Consider the following 16,600-nt stretch of genomic DNA (forward strand, 5'->3'; position numbering starts at 1 on the left):
CCCTAGAGGATGGCGCCGGGACGGGGCGGTGGGCGGCGGCGAGTGGCGGAGCGCGGTGGGGCTCACTGCCAGCCGAGCTCATGGAGGCGCTCGTCGGAGATGCCGAAATGATGGGCGATCTCGTGGATGACGGTCACGGCGATCTCCTCGACCAGCTCCTCGCGGCTGTCGCACCAGCGCTCCAGGGGCCCGGAGAAGATGAGGATCCGGTCCGGCAGGGCCCCGGACCAGCCCTCGTCGCGCTCGGTCAGGGGGACGCCGTCGTAGTAGCCCAGGAGCGTGGGCAGGCCGTCGTCGTCGTAGTCCTCGCGCGTGAGGAGGTCGGCGTCGGGCTCGGCCTCGATGATGATGGCGGCGTTGTCGATCTGGTCGAGGAGGTCGTCGGGGATGAGGCCGAGTCCGGCGTCGACGGCGTCCTCGAACTCCTCGGCGGTCAGGTGGGCTGGGGCCATGCCGCCTATGGTGTCATGGCGCCATTCCGCCGTGGTGAGGCGACTCACGCTCAGCCGATTTGCGCGCTCTCATCGGCGCCGCCTAAGGTTCTATCTGGTTCGAGGCGCGACGACGCCAAGGGCATCTGGGCCCCCATCGTCTAGCGGCCTAGGACCCCGCCCTTTCACGGCGGTAGCACGGGTTCGAATCCCGTTGGGGGTACGGCTTGTGCGAGTGAATGAACTCAAATAGAGTCCGGCTTCGTGCCACACGAGGCCTCGTGGCGCAGTTGGTTAGCGCGCCGCCCTGTCACGGCGGAGGTCGCGGGTTCAAGTCCCGTCGAGGTCGCGGAAGGGTCGGCCCGATCAGATGATGATCGGGCCGATCGCATCCCATGGCTCTGTAGCTCAGTTGGTAGAGCGTTCGACTGAAAATCGAAAGGTCACCGGATCGACGCCGGTCGGAGCCACGGCGATAGCCCCTGGAACCCACAAGGCTCCAGGGGTTTCGCGCATTCCCATGCATTCGCGACCCCGTGTCACGCGATGGCGGCACTCGGCCCGACGCCGGAGGGCCCATCGGCCATCGACCCTCGCATGAGGCGGCCCCCGACCCTCCTCAGTACGCTGTGCTTATGACAACGCCGCCGGTCCCCTCCCTGACCCCTATCCCCAGTCCGTCGGCCACCCCGATCCCCTCGTTCCCGCCCGACCCCTCGGCCACGCCCGCCCCGAGCGCCACCGCCACGCCCGGGACCGTGGAGGTCGCCGTCGAGGCCACCTTCGACGTGGCGGCCCTCGCAGGGGCCGTCCTGCTGCTCGCGCTGCTGGGCGCCCTCATCGCCGTCGCCATCGTCTTCGCCCTGCGCGTCATGGCGCGGCGCCGCGGCTACTACACGCACTTCGTCGAGCACTGCCGCGCGCCGCTGGTCATCCTGGGCAGCGCCCTGGGCGGCTACTTCGGCTGCCAGTTCGCCGCTGAGGACGGTGACGCGCCCGCGTGGACCGGCGATGCCCTCCACATCCTGCTCATCGGAGTCATCGCGGCCTCGACCCTCCTCGTCGTCTCCCTGACCAAGGCCGTCGAGGCGCTCGTCGTCGAGGGGGTGCGCGCCCGCGGAGAGCCCGGGCGCGCCAACCGGGTGACGACCCAGGCCCAGATCCTGCGGCGCGTCGCCAAGGCCATCATCATCATCTGCGGGCTGGTCGGCGTCATCATGACCTTCCCCGCCGCCCGGGTCGCCATGGGGTCCCTCCTGGCCTCCGCGGGCATCCTCTCGGTGGTCATGGGCCTCGCCGCCCAGTCGGCCCTGGGCAATGTCTTCGCCGGCATCCAGCTGGCCAGCACCGACGCCATGAGGGTGGGGGACACCGTCGTCGTCCAGAAGGATCAGCAGGGCGTCATCGAGGAGATCACGCTGACCTACGTGGTCATGCGGACCTGGGACGACCGCCGCCTCATCCTCCCCTCCACGCACTTCACCCAGAACCCCTTCGAGAACTGGTCGCGCCGCTCCACCCAGTACACGGGCTCGGTCGACCTCGCCCTCGACTGGCGCGCGCCCATCGAGGCGATCCGGGCCCGGCTCGCGCACGTCGTCGCCGGGACGCCGCTGTGGGACGGGCGCCTGGCCTCCCTCTCCGTCCTCGACACCTCCACCGCGACGGTCATGCTGCGCATCGCCGTCTCCGGGCGCAACCCCACCGATGTCTCCAACCTGCGCTCCCATGTGCGCGAGGAGATCCTCGTCTGGCTGCAGCGCGAGGCTCCCGAGGCCCTGCCGCGCACCCGCATCCGCGTCGAGACGGCCCAGGGCGCGTCCGCCGTCGCCGAGCTGGAGGCGCCCGGCGCCGAGGACTCGGGGCGGGACGACGGCGGACCGGATGGTTCGGAGCCGACGGCATCCGCGGATGGCGCGGTTCCCGGATCGTGAAAACAGCGCCGTCGGGCTCGCGCTATCGGCGCGGGCGGGCGACCATGGGCCCGTGAGCACCACGAGCAACCCGACCACGCCAGCACCGGACCACGCCCCCGCCGAGGAGTCTGGAACCGACATCCCCCGCCTGGACCCGGCGGCCATCGCCCGCACCGACGCCCAGTGGCGAGCCCTCCTGGACCCCATGGAGTACCACGTGCTGCGCGAGGCCGGTACCGAGCGGGCCTTCACCGGCGCCCTCCTGGATGAGAAGCGCGTCGGCATCTACCGGTGCCGGGGCTGCGGGGCAGAGCCTTCCGCTCGACCACCAAGTTCGAGTCCGGATGCGGCTGGCCCTCCTTCTACGACCCCGCCGACTCCCAGGCGGTCACCCTCCTGCGCGACACCTCCCACGGCATGGTTCGCACCGAGGTGCGATGCGCCGCCTGCGACTCCCACCTCGGCCACGTCTTCGACGACGCCCCCCACACCCCCACCGGCCAGCGCTACTGCATGAACTCCGTGAGCCTTACCTTCGAGGCCGACGACGCCTCCTCCGACGGCGACGACGGCGAGCCCGAGGCCGGTGCGGACGGGGGCGCGGGACGGCGCCACTGGCTTCGGCGCCTCGGGCGGGCATAGAGTCGGTCCCCGTGATCCGGGTACTCAGCCTCAACCTCCAGCACTGCCTGCCTGGAGCCGGGGCCGAGCACGACGGCGGCACCGCCTCCTTGGCGGGCGCCGACATCACCGACCCCGCCGCCGCGCGGACCGTGCTGGAGGCGCTCGCCGGCCAGATCTCCGCGCTCGCCCCCGACATCGTCGCCCTCCAGGAGGTCGACATGCGCCAGAAGCGCTCCGGTGGTCTCGACCAGGCCGGAGAGCTCGCCCACCTGCTCGGATGGGAGCACCACCGCTTCGCCGCGGCCTGGGCCGGGCCCGTGGTCGGCATGCGGCGCCGCCCCCTGCGCTCGCCCCTGGAGCGCGCCTGGGATGACGTCCTCGCCCCCGTCCATCTGATCAAGGGCCGCGGGCCCGCCGGATTCGGCAACGCGATCCTGTCCCGCCTGCCCGTGCGCTCCTGGCACGTGCGCCGCCTCGGCAGGGGCCCAGCCACCCTCAGCCGACGGGACGGGCGCCCCTGGAGCCCCCGCTCCTACCACCTCGAGACCTCCACCGCCCGCACCATGCTCGCCGCCCGGATCGATCTCCCCGGGGACGGCGGGGTTGGCTCAATCACCCTCGCCTCCACGCACCTGGCCACGCGCACCGGCGTGGCCGCCCGGCAGCTCGCCGCCGCCTGGGCGGCTCTGACCACCCTGCCCGGGCCGCGGCTGCTGGCCGGAGATCTCAACATGGGGCCGGGCGGCGTCGCCGCCACCGGGGTGGCCCGCCCCCTGGGAGAGGGACCGACCTTCCCCGCCTGGGCGCCGCGCGAGCGCATCGACCACCTCCTCACCGATCCCTGGCCCACGGGCGCCGACGGGATGCCGGGCCTGGGCGCCCGGGCATCCTCGCAGGCCCCGGGGGCGCCGCTCCTGCGCGCGGTCGCCTGGGGAACCCGGGCCTTCGTCGTCTCCGACCACGTGGGCGCCTGGGCCGACCTCGAGCCGGTCCTGTGAGCGCGCCGTGCTGAGACCGTGATGAGACGATGCTGAGGATCGTCAGCGGGCTGGCGGTCTTCGCCGTCGTCATCACGACCGGGTGGGTCCTCGGGCGCGCTGGCGCGCTCCCACCCCGATCCGATCGCGTCCTCACCCGCCTGGCCTTCTTCGCCGCCACCCCCGCCCTCATGGTGACGACCCTGGCCGACGCCGACCTGGGCGCCGTCGTCTCCGCGCGGTCGCTGGCCGCGATCATCGCCGAGCTGCTGACGATCGCCAGCGCCTGGGCGGCGCACCGGTGGGCGCTGGGGCGCGGCACGGCCGACGCCCTCATCGGGGCGCTGGCATCGGGCTACGTCAACGCGGCGAACCTGGGGATCCCGGTGGCGCTCCTCGTCGTCGGTGACGTGACGCCGATCGCCCCGATCCTGCTGCTCCAGCTCGTCGTCCTGACCCCGGGCTCCTTCGCGATCCTCGACGTCGTCACCGGCAAGCCGGGCCGGACGGCTCTGCGGCGCGCCACCGCGCCACTGTGGAACCCGCTGCTCATCGGCGTGGCGACGGGCACCGCCCTCAACCTGGCCGACTGGGACCTGGCCGGGATCGCCGGAGGGGGCCTCGCCGAGGTCCTGGGCATGCTGGGCCGCATGGCGGTCCCCCTCATGATGCTCTCCCTGGGGCTGAGCCTGGCCGACTCGCAGCGCGAGCGCCGGGTCGGGCCGCTCGGGAGGGCCGCCGGTCCCGCCGCTCTGGCGCTGTGGTGCGTGGTGGGCTGGAAGCTGCTCGTCGCGCCGCTCCTCGCCCTCGCCGTCGGTGGCCTCATGGGGCTGCGGGGCGAGGCGCTGCTCGTGCCGGTCACCACCGCATGCCTGCCCACCGCGCAGAACATCTTCATGTACGCCTCGCGCTATGAGCGCTCCACGGAACTGGCCCGCGACGCGATCCTCCTGACCACGGCCGGATTCGCGCCGGTCGTCCTCCTCGCGGCGGCCATCCTGGGCTGAGGGCCCGGGAGCGGGTCAGAACGCGTTCGCGGTGCTTCCGACGGGCGCTGGAACGCGCGCGACGACGTTCGCCCAGGCGAGCTGATCCCCGTGGCGCATCGCGACCGTTCTTGGCGGGCGACTGGCCAGGACGATCCCTGACGCGGGCGTGGCGAGGGTCTTCCGCGCGGGACAATGAGCCTCATGCGCCCCTCCCCGCTCCGCCAGCGCGGCCTCCGGTCCAGGAGGATCATCGCCGCGCTGACCGCCGTTCCCGCGCCGGGAATCTTCATCGCCACAGCCTTGTCGACCTACATCGGGGCCGGCTTCGCGGTGGGGCTGTTCAGCGTCATGCCGCCGACGACGGTCGCCTGGTGGCGCCTCACCATCGGCGCCCTCGTGCTTCTCGCCTGGCGACGGCCGTGGGGAGGCGGGCTGAGGGCGCGCGGGCGCGACTGGACTCGGCGGGCGCTAGGGGCCGCCGCGGCCTTCGGTGTGGCCACGGCCACCATGAACGTCCTCTTCTACGCCTCGATCTCCTACCTGCCCATGGGCACCGCCGTCGCCCTGGAGTTCCTGGGGCCGGTGATCGTCGCCGTCCTCACCGGCAGGGGCTGGAGGCCCAGGATCGCGGCGGCGCTCGCGATGGCCGGCGTCGCCTCGATCTCCGGCGTGGGGCTGGACGTCTCCGATCCCGCGCACCGGGCGGGCATGCTCCTGGCGCTGGCGGCCGGGCTCGCGTGGGCCGGCTACATCCTCCTGGGGTGCAAGGTCGCCACCAGCGGAATGGGCCTCGACGCGCTCGCGGTGGGGACGGCGGCGGGTGCGCTGTTCTACACCCCGTTGGCGGCGACGACGGCGTCCGGGGCGTTCGCCTCCTCAGGGACGGCCCTCGCGGTTCTCGGGGTCGCGGTGCTCTCCACGGTCGTCCCCTACGCCCTCGACCAGATCAACCTCGGGCGCTTGGGCTCCGACACCTTCAGCCTCCTGGCCTCCCTCATGCCGGCCACCTCCATGGTGGTGGGGATCGTCATGCTGCGCCAGACGCCCAATGCCGGCGAGCTCGCCGGCCTCATCCTGGTGAGCCTCGCCGTCGCCCTCGCCGGGCGGACCTGAGGTGGTCGGCGGCGGGTCCTGCCGCTGGGGGCGGGCGCGCCACCGCCCCTCCCCGCGCCGCGCTCCGGGCGATGGGCGTCACACGCCTCCTCCACCGCCGAGCGGCGCGGGTCATGGCGCGGCAGGCGCGCACCTGAGAGGATGATGGTCGGCCCGGCGCCATGCCGAGGCCAGGCTGGCGCCCCGGCTCCGGCTCACCCAGGCCCTGTGCGGGCGGGTGACGCCGTCGAGCCCCGATACCGGCACCCCGCAGCGCTGCGCCCGCCCACCGGCGCGGCGCCGCCCCGATCCAGACAGGACCCCACGTGCCCGCCACCCTCAAGCGCCCCGGCGCGCCCGCCGCCCCCACCACCGCATCCGGCCCCGCGGCCCAGGAACCCGCCCCCACCTTCGCCGGGCTCGGCGTCGACCCCGGCCTCGTCTCCGACCTCGCCGCGCGCGGCTTCACCGCCCCCTTCCCCATCCAGTCCGCGACCCTGCCCGACACCCTCGTCGGCCGGGACGTCCTCGGCCGGGGTCGCACCGGCAGCGGCAAGACCCTCGCCTTCTCGCTTCCCCTCGTCCAGCGCCTCGCCGACGAGGACTGCGCCCGCGCCGGCCATCCCATCGGCCTTGTCCTGGCCCCCACCCGCGAGCTCGCTCTCCAGATCGCCGAGACCATCAAGCCGCTGGCCGCGGCGCTCGACCTGACCGTCACCACGGTCTTCGGCGGCGTCAACCAGAACCCGCAGGTCAAGGCCCTGCGCGCGGGAGTGGACATCGTCGTGGCCTGTCCCGGGCGGCTCCTCGACCTCATCGCCCAGCGCCACTGCTCCTTGGGTGAGGTCAGCATCACCGTCATCGACGAGGCCGACCACATGGCCGACCTCGGCTTCCTGCCCAGCGTGCGCCGCATCCTGCGCGCCACCCCCGCCGACGGCCAGCGGATGCTCTTCTCCGCCACCCTCGACAACGGCGTCGACGCCATCGTCCGCGAGTTCCTCCACAACCCCCTCCAGCACGCCGTCGACCCCGCCTCCTCCCCGGTGACGGACATGGATCACCGGGTGTGGCTCCTGGCGGACAAGACCGCCAAGGACGGCGTCGTCACCCGCCTCGCCTCCGGCACCGGCCAGCGGATCCTCTTCACCCGCACCAAGCACCTCGCTCGCCGCCTGGCCCGCAAGCTCGTGACCGCCGGCATCCCGGCCGTCGAGCTGCAGGGGAACATGAGCCAGGGCGCCCGCGAGAGGGCCATGGGGGCCTTCACCTCGGGGGCCGTGCGCGTCATGGTCGCCACCGACATCGCCGCCCGCGGCATCGACGTCAGCGGCGTCGAGCTCGTCGTCCATGTCGACCCGCCCGCCGAGCACAAGGCCTACCTGCACCGCTCTGGCCGCACCGCCCGCGCGGGCGCCTCGGGCACCGTGGTGACCCTCGTCCTGCCCGAGCAGCGCAAGGATGTCCAGGTGCTCCTCAAGAAGGCCCGCATCAAGGCCGAGATGGAGCGCGTGCGCCCCGATGACGACGCCGTCGCCGTACTCGTCGGCGAGCAGGCCGAGCGCGTGGCCGCCGAGAACATGCCCGACGGCGTCGCCATCAAGGGGGGCCGACCCACCGGCGCCGGCGCCCAGGCGCCGGCCCGCGGCGCGCACGGCCGCAGGGCCGGTGAGGTCTCCCGCGCCGGATCCCGCCACGGGGCGTGTGGGCGCCGCGCCGGGGCTGGGCACAAGGCGCAGCAAGGGCGGAAGCGCTCCTCGCACCGGGGCCGTCGCTCGGGGCGCTGACCTCCTCGCGACTCCCCGCCCTGGCAGCCTCAACGGGTGTGGACCACCTGGAGAGCTCGACTCAGGCGGCCCACTCGCCTCGCTGATCGTCGCGGCCGGATGCTCCGGCCGCCCTCGACTTCTACTTGCTGCGCAGGAAGTCGCGCAGTCCGCGGATCAGCGAGCCCGTGGAGGGATCCCAGGACGAGGCGTCCCGCGGCTCGGCGGCCGCGGGCCTGAGGCTGTTCATCGCCGTCGTCGAATCAGCGGGGGACGGCGCGGCCGACGCTGACGCGCTGGCCGGCTCCGGAGCGGTGGGCGCCGGGGCCTAGTAGCCCGCGGGGACGGAGGAGGCAGAGCCGCCCCCGTTGGCCAGGGTGACGTCATAGATCCCGGACCAGCCCACCGACTCGGCCGACGCCGAGCGGGCCCACAGGCCCTCACCGGTGAAGTACCCGGCTGAGGCGGCGAAGCCGATGTTCGTGATCGTCGGGTTGAGCAGGGTGTGCAGATGCCCGGTCTCGTGGTTCCACGCGCCGCCGGCGGCGACCAGCGTGTCGTACTCGCCGGCCCAGATCCCGATCCCGGCCGAGATCGTCGCCGATTGATCGGTCGTCGACGCCAGGATCTCGAAGGTCCCGTTGGTCACGTCCCCGATGTGGGCCGTGCTGTAGGACTCGCCATTGGGGCGGCTGTGCTCGATCCTCCCCATCTCCAGGCACTCCACGAGGCGCTGCACTGAGACGCGCTCCATGTCCTGGTCCCACACCAGGGCGTCCGCGTAGGCCTCAGCGCTCGCGTAGCCCTGCGCCTGGGCGTAACTCTGGACGGTACCGCCGGTCGAGCCATCCACGCTCAGCAGCGGCGGGTTCTTGGCCCACATGTCCAGGCGCAGCTGGCGCGCAGTCGCCAGGGCCTCGGTGCGGACGGACGGCTGGTCCAGGACCACGGTGCGCGTCCCCACAGTGCCTGAGCCCAACCGCACGCCGGTGTCCAGCCGACTGGACGCGGCGGCGCTCGGGGCGATGACGGCGGAGCCGCCGATCAGCGCTGCGCCACCGGCGACAACCAGGCCGCCGGCCTTGAGGGCGTCGCGTCGTGAGGCAGAGAGTGCGCGGGTGGTCATCACAGGATTCTCCTTGCATCGGGGTGCTCGGTGCGCTGGCCACCCTAACTGGCCTGTTCGTGGCCTTGACGGGATCGTGAGCGAGGTCGCGCGGTATCCGCTCTCCGCAAACCCGCGGGTGGTGGTGTCCCCCGGCGCCGTGACGTCGGGGCCTGCGGTGGCCGAGCGCGTCACGGCTCACCCGCCACACTGACATCCCCGGAGAGCGCGTCCACGCCGCCTCCCGTGGGAGGCGGCGATGCTCGTGGCGGTGCGGCCCGCGAGGAGCCTCTCCGGCGAGCAGGACCTGGCGCGGGGCCGGCAGGGCGCGAGCGCAGGTGAGGGTCCCGTTGGCCAGCGAGCGCGCCACCACCTGGGGGACCAGGCGCTTGGGGCAATGGCATCCCCCCCTCGGGGGCGGGGGCCAGGAGGGGGCATGGTGGACAGGTCGGAGAAGGGCCGAGTCCTGCACCGGTCGCCAGCGGGCTCACGATCCAGGCTCGCGCCCATCGCATCACACTGACTGGTGCCGTTCGCGCCGACTGGTGCCGTTCGCGCCGAGTGGTGCGTCCTGCCCGCACCAGTGGGTGCGGATCGCACCGCTCGGTGTGAACGGCGCCCGTGGCCGGCTGGGGCGCGGCGGCGCCGGTGGCGGTACCCCCTGTGGGGCTCGAACCCACGACCTTCGGATTAAAAGTCCGCAGCTCTGACCAACTGAGCTAAGGGGGCGCGGCGCCGGGAGTCGGCGCCACGCGCAGCATAACCGGACCCGGGCGCGCGGGACACGCCACGGTGGGCGTGCGAGACAATGGGCGCGCCCCGCAGCGAAGGAGAACCCCATGGCACGCCAGTTCCACCGCCCCGCCCGGCTCGACCCCGAGGTCGCCGAATCCATCGAGGGCGGCGCGGACACCGCCGTCGCCTCCGAGCTGGCCCATCGCGCCGCCCAGGCGCTCGTCGGCGGCTTCCCCGCCGCCCCGGACGACCCCATCACCCGGGAGGCGGTCATCGCCGTCGTCGCCGGGCAGGGGGTCGATGACGTCGCCGAGCTGTGGGCCGACTCACCGGCCACTACCCTGCCTGGGGCCCTGTGGCGCCTCTTCCTCGTGCGCGAGTGGATCCGCCGCGACGCCGCGCTCGTCGGGCGCCGCTACGCCACCGTCGTCGACCTCACCTGCCCTGATGACGACGGTGCCCTCGCAGCGCGCCTCGACGCCGCCCTCGCCGAGGGGCGTCCTGTCATCTCGCCCGAGGAGATGCGCGCGCGACTCGACGCCGTCCTCGCCGGTGCGCTGGAGGGCTCCGTTCCCGCGCTCGCCCCACTGCTCTCCACCACCTCCGGATTCCTCGCGGCGCTCGCTGCGGGCTCGGCCCCTGAGTGGATCGACGACGACGCCGACCCCCTCGCCGACCGCGTGACCCGCCGGGACTCCGCGCTCCTGGTCACCGCCGACGAGCTCTCCGATGCCGCCGTGAGGGCCCGGGGCGGCCTCCTGGACTGACTCGGGGCGACGTCGGACGCGCGCGGCTCGCTCAGCCGCCCGTGTCCCCCTCCCCGTGCGGGCGGGGGTGAGCGTCTGGGGCGCCGTCGCCAAGGAGTGGGGAAGAGGAGTGGGGAAGCGGGTCGGGCCCGGCCCCGCGGGAGAACCGCGGGGCCGGGCCCGGTGCCATGGCGGCGGTGATGCCGGTGCCCCGTGAGGGTCACGGGGCACCGCCGCTCTCAGAGGAGGGCCGCCCGGAGGAGGAAGGCGACGGCGGCGGCGATCGTCGCCGCCGCGGGAAGGGTCATCACCCAGGCCACGACGATGTCCCCGGCCACACCCCAGCGCACGGCGCTCAGGCGCTTCGTGGCGCCCACGCCCATGATGGAGGTGGTGATCGTGTGCGTCGTCGAGACCGGCGCGCCGAAGCCCATGGCGGCCACGTAGAGGAAGCCCGCGGCGACGCTCTCCGCGACGAACCCGTGAGCGGGATCGAGGTCGATGACCTTGGACCCGAGGGTCGCCATGATGCGGGTGCCGCCGAAGTAGGTGCCGATGGAGATCGTCAGCGCCGCTGCGATCTTCACCCAGGCGGGGACGCCGTGGTCGAAGGAATGGAATCCGCCGGCTGTCAGGGCGATGAGCATGACGCCCATCGTCTTCTGGGCGTCCTGGAGGCCGTGGCCCAGGGCCATGGCCGCGGCCGAGACCGTCTGGGCCCAGCGGAAGCGCCGCATCGTGCGGTGGTAGGGCAGGGCCGCGCACAGCCGGAGCACGATGATCATGGCGATGTAGGCCACGATGAACCCGCCCAGGGGCGAGATGACCATCGGGATGATGACCTTGTCCAGGATCGACGACCAGTGGACCATCAACCCGCAGGCGATGCCCCCGCCGGCCAGGCCCCCGATCAGCGCGTGGGAGGATGAGGCGGGAAGCCCGAACCACCAGGTGATGAGGTTCCAGGCGATCGCGGCGAACAGCGCGGCGAAGACGACGATCAGGGCGATCGTGCTCCCCTCGGCCGTCTCGTAGTTGATCGACACGATGTCCGAGCCGATCGTGTGGGCCACCGAGGTGCCCAGCAGGGCTCCGACGACGTTCATGACGGCGGCCATGAGCAGGGCCGCGCGCATGGACAGCGCGCGCGTGGAGACCGACGTGGCGATGGCGTTAGCGGCGTCGTGGAAGCCGTTGGTGAAGTTGAAGATGAGCGCGACGACGAGGATCGCGATGACCAGTGCTGTCATCATGGCGGCATCGATTCGTCAGGACTCGCGCACGGCGATCGACTCGACTGTGTTCGCCAGGGACTCGAACGCGTCGATCGCGGCCTCCATGCGCTCGATGATCTCCTTGCGCTTGATGAGGCTGACGGGGTCCATCTCCTCCTCGAAGAGCCTGCCGATGGCGGCGCGGTAGATCTGGTCGCCGTGGTTCTCGAGCTCGTTGATCCTCACCCAGTAGCTCTCCATGCCCTTGAGGGACTTCAGGCGGGGCATGGCCTGCGCGGTGAGCTCGGCGCACTGCTTGAGGATGTCGACCAGCTCGTGGCAGGCCTGGGGCAGGATGCCGACGTGGTAGAGGACGATGCAGTCGCCTGCCTCGTCGACCAGGTCCATGCAGTCGTCCATGGTGGAGCCGAGCAGGTGGAGGTCCTCGCGGTCCAGCGGGGTGACGAAGGTGGCGTTGATGAGCCGCTGGAACTCGTGGTGCGAGGTGTCCGCCGCGTGCTCCTCCGCGTGGAGGGTCTCGCGGAGGCTGGTGCGCTCCTCGCGGTCGGCGGCGACGATCTGCTCGAGGACATCGCAGGCGATGACGAGGTGGCGAGCGGATCTCGACAGCAGGTCGAAGAGGGCCTCGTCATTGTTGCGGGGGTGGATGCGCACGGATGGCTCCTTGCTGGTCTGGGCGGCTCGGATCGCCGCTCCTGTCATGACTGCGCGGCCCCGGATTCTTCCCGGGGCGGGGGCCCGGAGGCGGTCGGCTTGCTGATGGTGGCCGCCTCGGGAGATGGTCGATTCAGGTGAGTACGGGTGATCGTGACCTCAGGTGTGGTGCAGGTTCTAGTCCGCGGTGTCGTTCTCGAGAAGGAATCGTGGTCGAGGACGCCGGGCCGCAAGAGCGCCAGTCGGCGCGAATGCCGCTCGTGGCGGCGTGAGGTGGAGCCCGGGGCCCGTCGCGACCCGGCGTCGGCTTCAAGGTAGCAGCAGCGTCGCGCGCACGCCAAAGGCGCCGGGGCCAATGGCGGTGGTCCTGGTGGGGGCGCTCGCGGACGGGCGGAGCCTGGCGTGGTCGCGCGCCCTGGAAGCCGCTAGATGGTCCCCGGGGCGTCGAGACGGTAGCCCACGTTGCGGACCGTCCCGATGAACTGGTCGTGCTCCGTGCCGAGCTTCGCGCGCAGGCGGCGCACATGGACGTCCACCGTCCGCGCCCCACCGATGTAGTCCTGGCCCCAGACCTCGTCCAGGAGCGTTTCCCGGGTCAGGACCCGGCCCTGGTTGATCGCCATGAATTTCAGCAGCTCGAACTCCTTGTAGGTGAGATCGAGGATCTCCCCGTGGATCCTGGCGGTGTAGGCGGTGACATCGATGACGAGGTCGCCGACCTCCAGGCGGTCCTCTCGGGGGGCTTGGGAGGGGGGCGCGGCGCGGCGCAGCATCCGCAGTCTCGCGGCGAGCTCGGCGGGGGAGGCCCCGGTCATGACGAAGTCTGAGGCTCCCCAGTCGTCCTGGAGCGCCGCGGCCCCTCCGTCGTCGACGACGAGCAGGATCGGCCCGCACTCCATCGGCCCGCTCAGGAGCTGGCACAGGGCTCGCGCCCGGGCCAGGTCCGCCCTGGCGTCGATGAGGATCGCGTCGGCGTCGTCGACCGCGCCGTAGCTCGAGGGGAGCGGGGGCAGGCAGGTGATCGTCGTGTCGAGGAACGATGCGGCGGGAAGCGCGTCCGCGGGATCGGCGGCGTGGGTGAACATGACGACGCGCATGCGATCCCTCTCCTCGGACCCTCCTGGGCATTGGCGGACAGGCCGTCCCGGGCGGCGCGGGGCTCGTGCCCGGGCGCCCTCGGGGGCCTCCCCAAGTCAAGCACACGTCATGCGATCGCGCGGGGTGTGCGACGATACGAGGCGTGGATACCCCTGCCATTCCCCAGAGCGGTCTGGGGCGCCCGGAGCCCGCTCCCGACCCCTCCCGCCCCGGATACGGCACCCGGCGCGGGAGCGGCGTGCCGAAGGAGCCCGGCATCGTGGACCCCGCCTGGACCCGCCTGGCGGTGGCCGGCCTCATCCCCGTTCTCCTCGCGGCCTCGGCCCCCATCGCGGTGTGGGCGCGGATGGTCCTCGTCGTCGTCCTCGTCCTGGCCATGGCGCAGGGGTGGCCGGCCCTCGTGAGGGCCCGCCACGACGCGGGCTCGACGGCGGTGATCGCCCTGACGGGGGTCGCGGGCGCGTTGGCCGTGGCCTGGCTGCAGGACTACGGCGCCGCCGGTGTCGTCATGGCGCTGTCCGTCCTCATCGCATTCATCGCCCAGATGCTCCGCAAGGGGGATCGGAGGGGACTGCTCGAGAGCCTGGCCTCGACGGTCTGCGGGAGCCTCGTGGCGATCGCCGGCACCGCCTGGTGCGCGCTGGAGCCCGGCGTGGCCGACCCCGCCGTCATCGTCCCGTGCAGCCTGGCGCTGTTCAGCGGCGCGCTGCTGACCACGCTGGAGGTGCGCGCCAGCGTCCTGGAGACGCTGACCATGACGCTGCCCGCGGTCATCTCGGGCGCGGTCGGCGGGCTGCTTGCCGTCGTCGGGTTCTTCGGGCCGGCGCACACGGGGCTCGGCGAGGCGGCTCAGTCCGGGGCGGCCTGCCTCATCGTGGGCTTCACGGCCGGCGTCCTCATGGCGGCCGCCAACCGGGTGCTGTGGACGCACCAGTGGGTTCCCGGTGGGCGGGCCGCGATCGCCAGCGGCATCGTGCCGATCCTCGCCGTCGGAGCGCCGTCGTACGCCATCGCCCGCCTCATGGGCAGCTTCGTCGCCGGCTAGCTTTGTCGCCGAGACCGGTCGAAAATAGGAGTGAGACCGGTCCACGGACCGGTCTCACTCCTATTTTCGACCGGTCTCGATGGAGGGGGCGGGGCGGCTTAGGGTGGGGGCATGACTTTCTCCCTCCCCGAGGACCTGGCCCCCGAGCTCTACCCGCTCGCCTGGCTGGTCGGCACCTGGCGCGGCTACGGCGTGCTCACCTACGGCGAGACCATCCCCGAACAGGCGGTTTACCAGGAGATCGTCTTCGAGCACGACGGCGGTCCCTACCTGCGCCAGATCACCACCGTGTGGACCCTGGACGCCACGCGGTCGGAGGACCTCGACTTCGAGGTCCCCGGCCTCGAGGGCGCCGCGCGCATCGCCCCGGCCCAGATCTGGTCCTCCGAGACCGCCTATTGGCGCCCCGTCGGCCAGGAGCGGCCCGACGGCGACGACGCCGACACCCGCACCCCGATCACCCGCCTCGAGGTGGTCTCCGCCGACCCGGCCGGGCAGGTCGGCGTCTGGGAGGGCTGGATCCAGGGCCCCCGCGCGCAGATCGGCACCCAGGCCGTGGGCCGCACCCGCACCAGCGCCCCGCTGACCGAGATGACCCGCGTCCTCGGGCTCGTCGGCGGCGATCTCATGTGGGCGCAGGACATGGCCGCCTTCGGCCAGGACCTGCAGAGCTACGCCTCCGGCCGCCTCGGGCGTGTCGAGGATCCGGAGGACCCCGCCGCCCAGCCGGGCGCGCTCCTGCCCGATGGCCCTCAGCCCCCAGAGCCGCCCAGTGATGCCGCAGCGCAGGGGGCCGACGACGGCGGGGCCGCCCAGTGATGCGCCGCTCACCACTGCTGGACTGGCCGGACGCCATCGCCGAGGACGCCACCAGCCCCGACGCCGCCGTCCCCGCGCACTACGGCAACCCTCTGCGCGAGCAGACGGCCCTGGTCGACGGGCAGGCGATCACCGCGCTGGCCAGGGACGTCGTGGCGGTGAGCGGTCCGGACCGCCTTTCCTGGCTCACCACGCTGACCAGCCAGGCCCTGACCTCCCTGACCCCGGGCGACGGCGGGGCCGAGGCCCTCGTCCTGGACGCCCAGGGGCGGATCCGCCACGCGCTGGCCGTCCTCGACGACGGCGTCACCGCCTGGATCGTCGTCGACGCGGGCCGGGGGCCGGCGCTCGTCGAGCACCTGGAGAGGATGCGCTTCACGCTGCGCGTCGAGGTGTCCCCGCGCGACGACGTCGCCGCCCTGGGCGCGATGGGGCGCGGCGCCACCGCGCTCGAGGAGGCGGTCCGCGCGACCCGCCCCGGGGGCGATGAGCCGGTCACGGAGCCGGACGCTCCCGCGACGGCCCTCCCTGGAGCGCCGCTGACCTGGCGCGACCCCTGGCCCGGCGTCGTCGACGGCGGGACGAGCTACGACGTCGGCCTCGAATCCTCCCGGCATCCGGGGGAGGGCTATCGCGCGGCCATGGTGCTCGCCCCCGCCGGGCGGGTCCCGGATATCGCCAGGTCCTTCCTGGCTGGGGGCCCGGCGCGGAGGCTGGCCGGGGCGCTGGCCTGGGAGGCGCTGCGCGTCGAGGCGGGGCGCCCCCGCTGGGCCCGCGAGGCCGACGAGCGCGCGATCCCGCACGAGCTCGACTGGCTGCGCACCGCCGTCCACCTCGACAAGGGCTGCTACCCGGGCCAGGAGACGGTGGCCCGCACCCTCAACCTCGGGCGCCCCCCGCGGCGCCTCACCCTCCTGCAGCTTGACGGCCTGACGGGCCAGGCGCCCCTTCCCGGCGCTCCCGTGCGCCTGGGGGAGCGCGTGGTGGGCGCCGTGACGAGCGCGGCCCGCCATCACGAGCTCGGGCCGATCGCCCTGGCCCTCCTGCGCCGGGGCGCGCCCGCGGACGCGGCTCTGCTCGTCGATGTCGGGGAGGCCGGGGATGCGGGGAAGTCGGCGGCGCGGCGCCCCCAGTGGTCGTCGGCGCGGTGGACGCCGCTCAGGAGCCCCTGGTCAGCCCCGAGGGGCGGGCGCAGGCCAGCCCCGCCGAACGGCCGGGCGCGGCGCTGCGGGCCGCGGGCCGCGGCATCGGGCTCGGCAACGGCGGATCGACCGGCGGCCTGGCCAGCGGACCGCGCTCCGCGTGACCGGTGGCGCGCTGCTCGCCGGTGGCGGCCGGGCCGATGCTGACGGCAGGCCCTGCCGTCTC

Annotated in this window: 15 protein-coding genes, 4 tRNA genes and 1 pseudogene; 14 read left to right on the forward strand and 6 right to left on the reverse strand. The window is 73.3% G+C overall.

What is annotated here, in order from left to right; all coding sequences use genetic code 11:
• Nucleotides 1–62 precede the first annotated feature (62 nt).
• Complete coding sequence (locus ABXS69_RS02045; protein ID WP_366180951.1) at nt 63–452, reverse strand: metallopeptidase family protein; 390 nt, start codon at nt 450–452, stop codon at nt 63–65.
• A gap of 129 nt (nt 453–581) precedes the next feature.
• Between ABXS69_RS02045 and ABXS69_RS02050 the strand changes: the two genes are divergently transcribed.
• From ABXS69_RS02050 to ABXS69_RS02095, 10 genes and pseudogenes are all read left to right on the forward strand, one after another.
• A tRNA-Glu gene (locus ABXS69_RS02050) sits at nt 582–654 on the forward strand.
• A 52-nt stretch (nt 655–706) separates the two neighbouring features.
• A tRNA-Asp gene (locus ABXS69_RS02055) sits at nt 707–780 on the forward strand.
• 48 nt (nt 781–828) lie between these two features.
• Nucleotides 829–901: transfer RNA gene (locus ABXS69_RS02060), tRNA-Phe, on the forward strand.
• Nucleotides 902–1,066: 165 nt separating this feature from the next.
• Nucleotides 1,067–2,365: a mechanosensitive ion channel domain-containing protein gene (locus ABXS69_RS02065; RefSeq protein ID WP_366180952.1), complete on the forward strand. Its 1,299-nt coding sequence runs from the start codon at nt 1,067–1,069 to the stop codon at nt 2,363–2,365.
• Nucleotides 2,366–2,552: 187 nt separating this feature from the next.
• Nucleotides 2,553–2,989 (forward strand): annotated as a pseudogene (gene msrB, locus ABXS69_RS02070) (peptide-methionine (R)-S-oxide reductase MsrB).
• Nucleotides 2,990–3,000: 11 nt separating this feature from the next.
• Nucleotides 3,001–3,969 (forward strand): endonuclease/exonuclease/phosphatase family protein, encoded by a 969-nt coding sequence (locus tag ABXS69_RS02075; RefSeq protein WP_366180953.1) that lies wholly within the window; start codon nt 3,001–3,003, stop codon nt 3,967–3,969.
• A 29-nt stretch (nt 3,970–3,998) separates the two neighbouring features.
• Nucleotides 3,999–4,955: an AEC family transporter gene (locus tag ABXS69_RS02080; protein ID WP_366180954.1), complete on the forward strand. Its 957-nt coding sequence runs from the start codon at nt 3,999–4,001 to the stop codon at nt 4,953–4,955.
• A gap of 183 nt (nt 4,956–5,138) precedes the next feature.
• The gene (locus tag ABXS69_RS02085; RefSeq protein ID WP_366180955.1) at nt 5,139–6,050 is read left to right on the forward strand and encodes an EamA family transporter; all 912 of its coding nucleotides are present in this window, start codon (nt 5,139–5,141) and stop codon (nt 6,048–6,050) included.
• A 305-nt stretch (nt 6,051–6,355) separates the two neighbouring features.
• Nucleotides 6,356–7,816 carry a DEAD/DEAH box helicase gene (locus ABXS69_RS02090; protein WP_366180956.1) on the forward strand — a complete coding sequence of 487 codons (1,461 nt, stop codon included), beginning with the start codon at nt 6,356–6,358 and terminating at the stop codon, nt 7,814–7,816.
• 167 nt (nt 7,817–7,983) lie between these two features.
• Nucleotides 7,984–8,127, forward strand: a complete 144-nt coding sequence (locus ABXS69_RS02095; protein WP_366180957.1) for a hypothetical protein — start codon at nt 7,984–7,986, stop codon at nt 8,125–8,127.
• Here the strand turns inward: ABXS69_RS02095 and ABXS69_RS02100 are convergent.
• A complete protein-coding gene (locus tag ABXS69_RS02100) occupies nt 8,124–8,921 on the reverse strand; it encodes a CAP domain-containing protein (RefSeq protein WP_366180958.1) in 798 nt (265 codons plus the stop codon). The two genes, ABXS69_RS02095 and ABXS69_RS02100, sit on opposite strands and share 4 nt — an antisense overlap.
• A gap of 634 nt (nt 8,922–9,555) precedes the next feature.
• Nucleotides 9,556–9,629, reverse strand: a tRNA-Lys gene (locus tag ABXS69_RS02105).
• A gap of 110 nt (nt 9,630–9,739) precedes the next feature.
• Here ABXS69_RS02105 and ABXS69_RS02110 point away from each other — a divergent pair.
• A complete protein-coding gene (locus ABXS69_RS02110; RefSeq protein WP_366180959.1) occupies nt 9,740–10,402 on the forward strand; it encodes a hypothetical protein in 663 nt (220 codons plus the stop codon).
• 218 nt (nt 10,403–10,620) lie between these two features.
• Here the strand turns inward: ABXS69_RS02110 and ABXS69_RS02115 are convergent, their stop codons facing one another.
• From ABXS69_RS02115 to ABXS69_RS02125, 3 genes are all read right to left on the reverse strand, one after another.
• Nucleotides 10,621–11,634, reverse strand: coding sequence for an inorganic phosphate transporter (locus tag ABXS69_RS02115; protein WP_366180960.1), 1,014 nt, complete (start codon nt 11,632–11,634; stop codon nt 10,621–10,623).
• A 15-nt stretch (nt 11,635–11,649) separates the two neighbouring features.
• Nucleotides 11,650–12,270: a DUF47 family protein gene (locus ABXS69_RS02120; protein ID WP_366180961.1), complete on the reverse strand. Its 621-nt coding sequence runs from the start codon at nt 12,268–12,270 to the stop codon at nt 11,650–11,652.
• Between the two features lie 425 nt (nt 12,271–12,695).
• Nucleotides 12,696–13,367, reverse strand: a complete 672-nt coding sequence (locus tag ABXS69_RS02125) for a response regulator transcription factor (RefSeq protein ID WP_366180962.1) — start codon at nt 13,365–13,367, stop codon at nt 12,696–12,698.
• A gap of 143 nt (nt 13,368–13,510) precedes the next feature.
• Here ABXS69_RS02125 and ABXS69_RS02130 point away from each other — a divergent pair, with 143 nt between their 5' ends.
• The 3 genes from ABXS69_RS02130 to ABXS69_RS02140 all read left to right on the forward strand — a co-directional run bounded on the left by ABXS69_RS02130 (nt 13,511) and on the right by ABXS69_RS02140 (nt 16,581).
• Nucleotides 13,511–14,413 (forward strand): tellurium resistance protein TerC, encoded by a 903-nt coding sequence (locus tag ABXS69_RS02130; protein WP_366180963.1) that lies wholly within the window; start codon nt 13,511–13,513, stop codon nt 14,411–14,413.
• A 111-nt stretch (nt 14,414–14,524) separates the two neighbouring features.
• Nucleotides 14,525–15,232, forward strand: coding sequence for an FABP family protein (locus tag ABXS69_RS02135; protein ID WP_366180964.1), 708 nt, complete (start codon nt 14,525–14,527; stop codon nt 15,230–15,232).
• Nucleotides 15,232–16,581 carry a folate-binding protein gene (locus ABXS69_RS02140; protein WP_366180965.1) on the forward strand — a complete coding sequence of 450 codons (1,350 nt, stop codon included), beginning with the start codon at nt 15,232–15,234 and terminating at the stop codon, nt 16,579–16,581. The genes ABXS69_RS02135 and ABXS69_RS02140 overlap by 1 nt, the downstream gene beginning before the upstream one ends.
• Nucleotides 16,582–16,600: the final 19 nt, after the last annotated feature.

Source organism: Actinomyces timonensis, from assembly GCF_040702965.1.
Lineage (GTDB): Bacteria > Actinomycetota > Actinomycetes > Actinomycetales > Actinomycetaceae > Actinomyces > Actinomyces timonensis_A.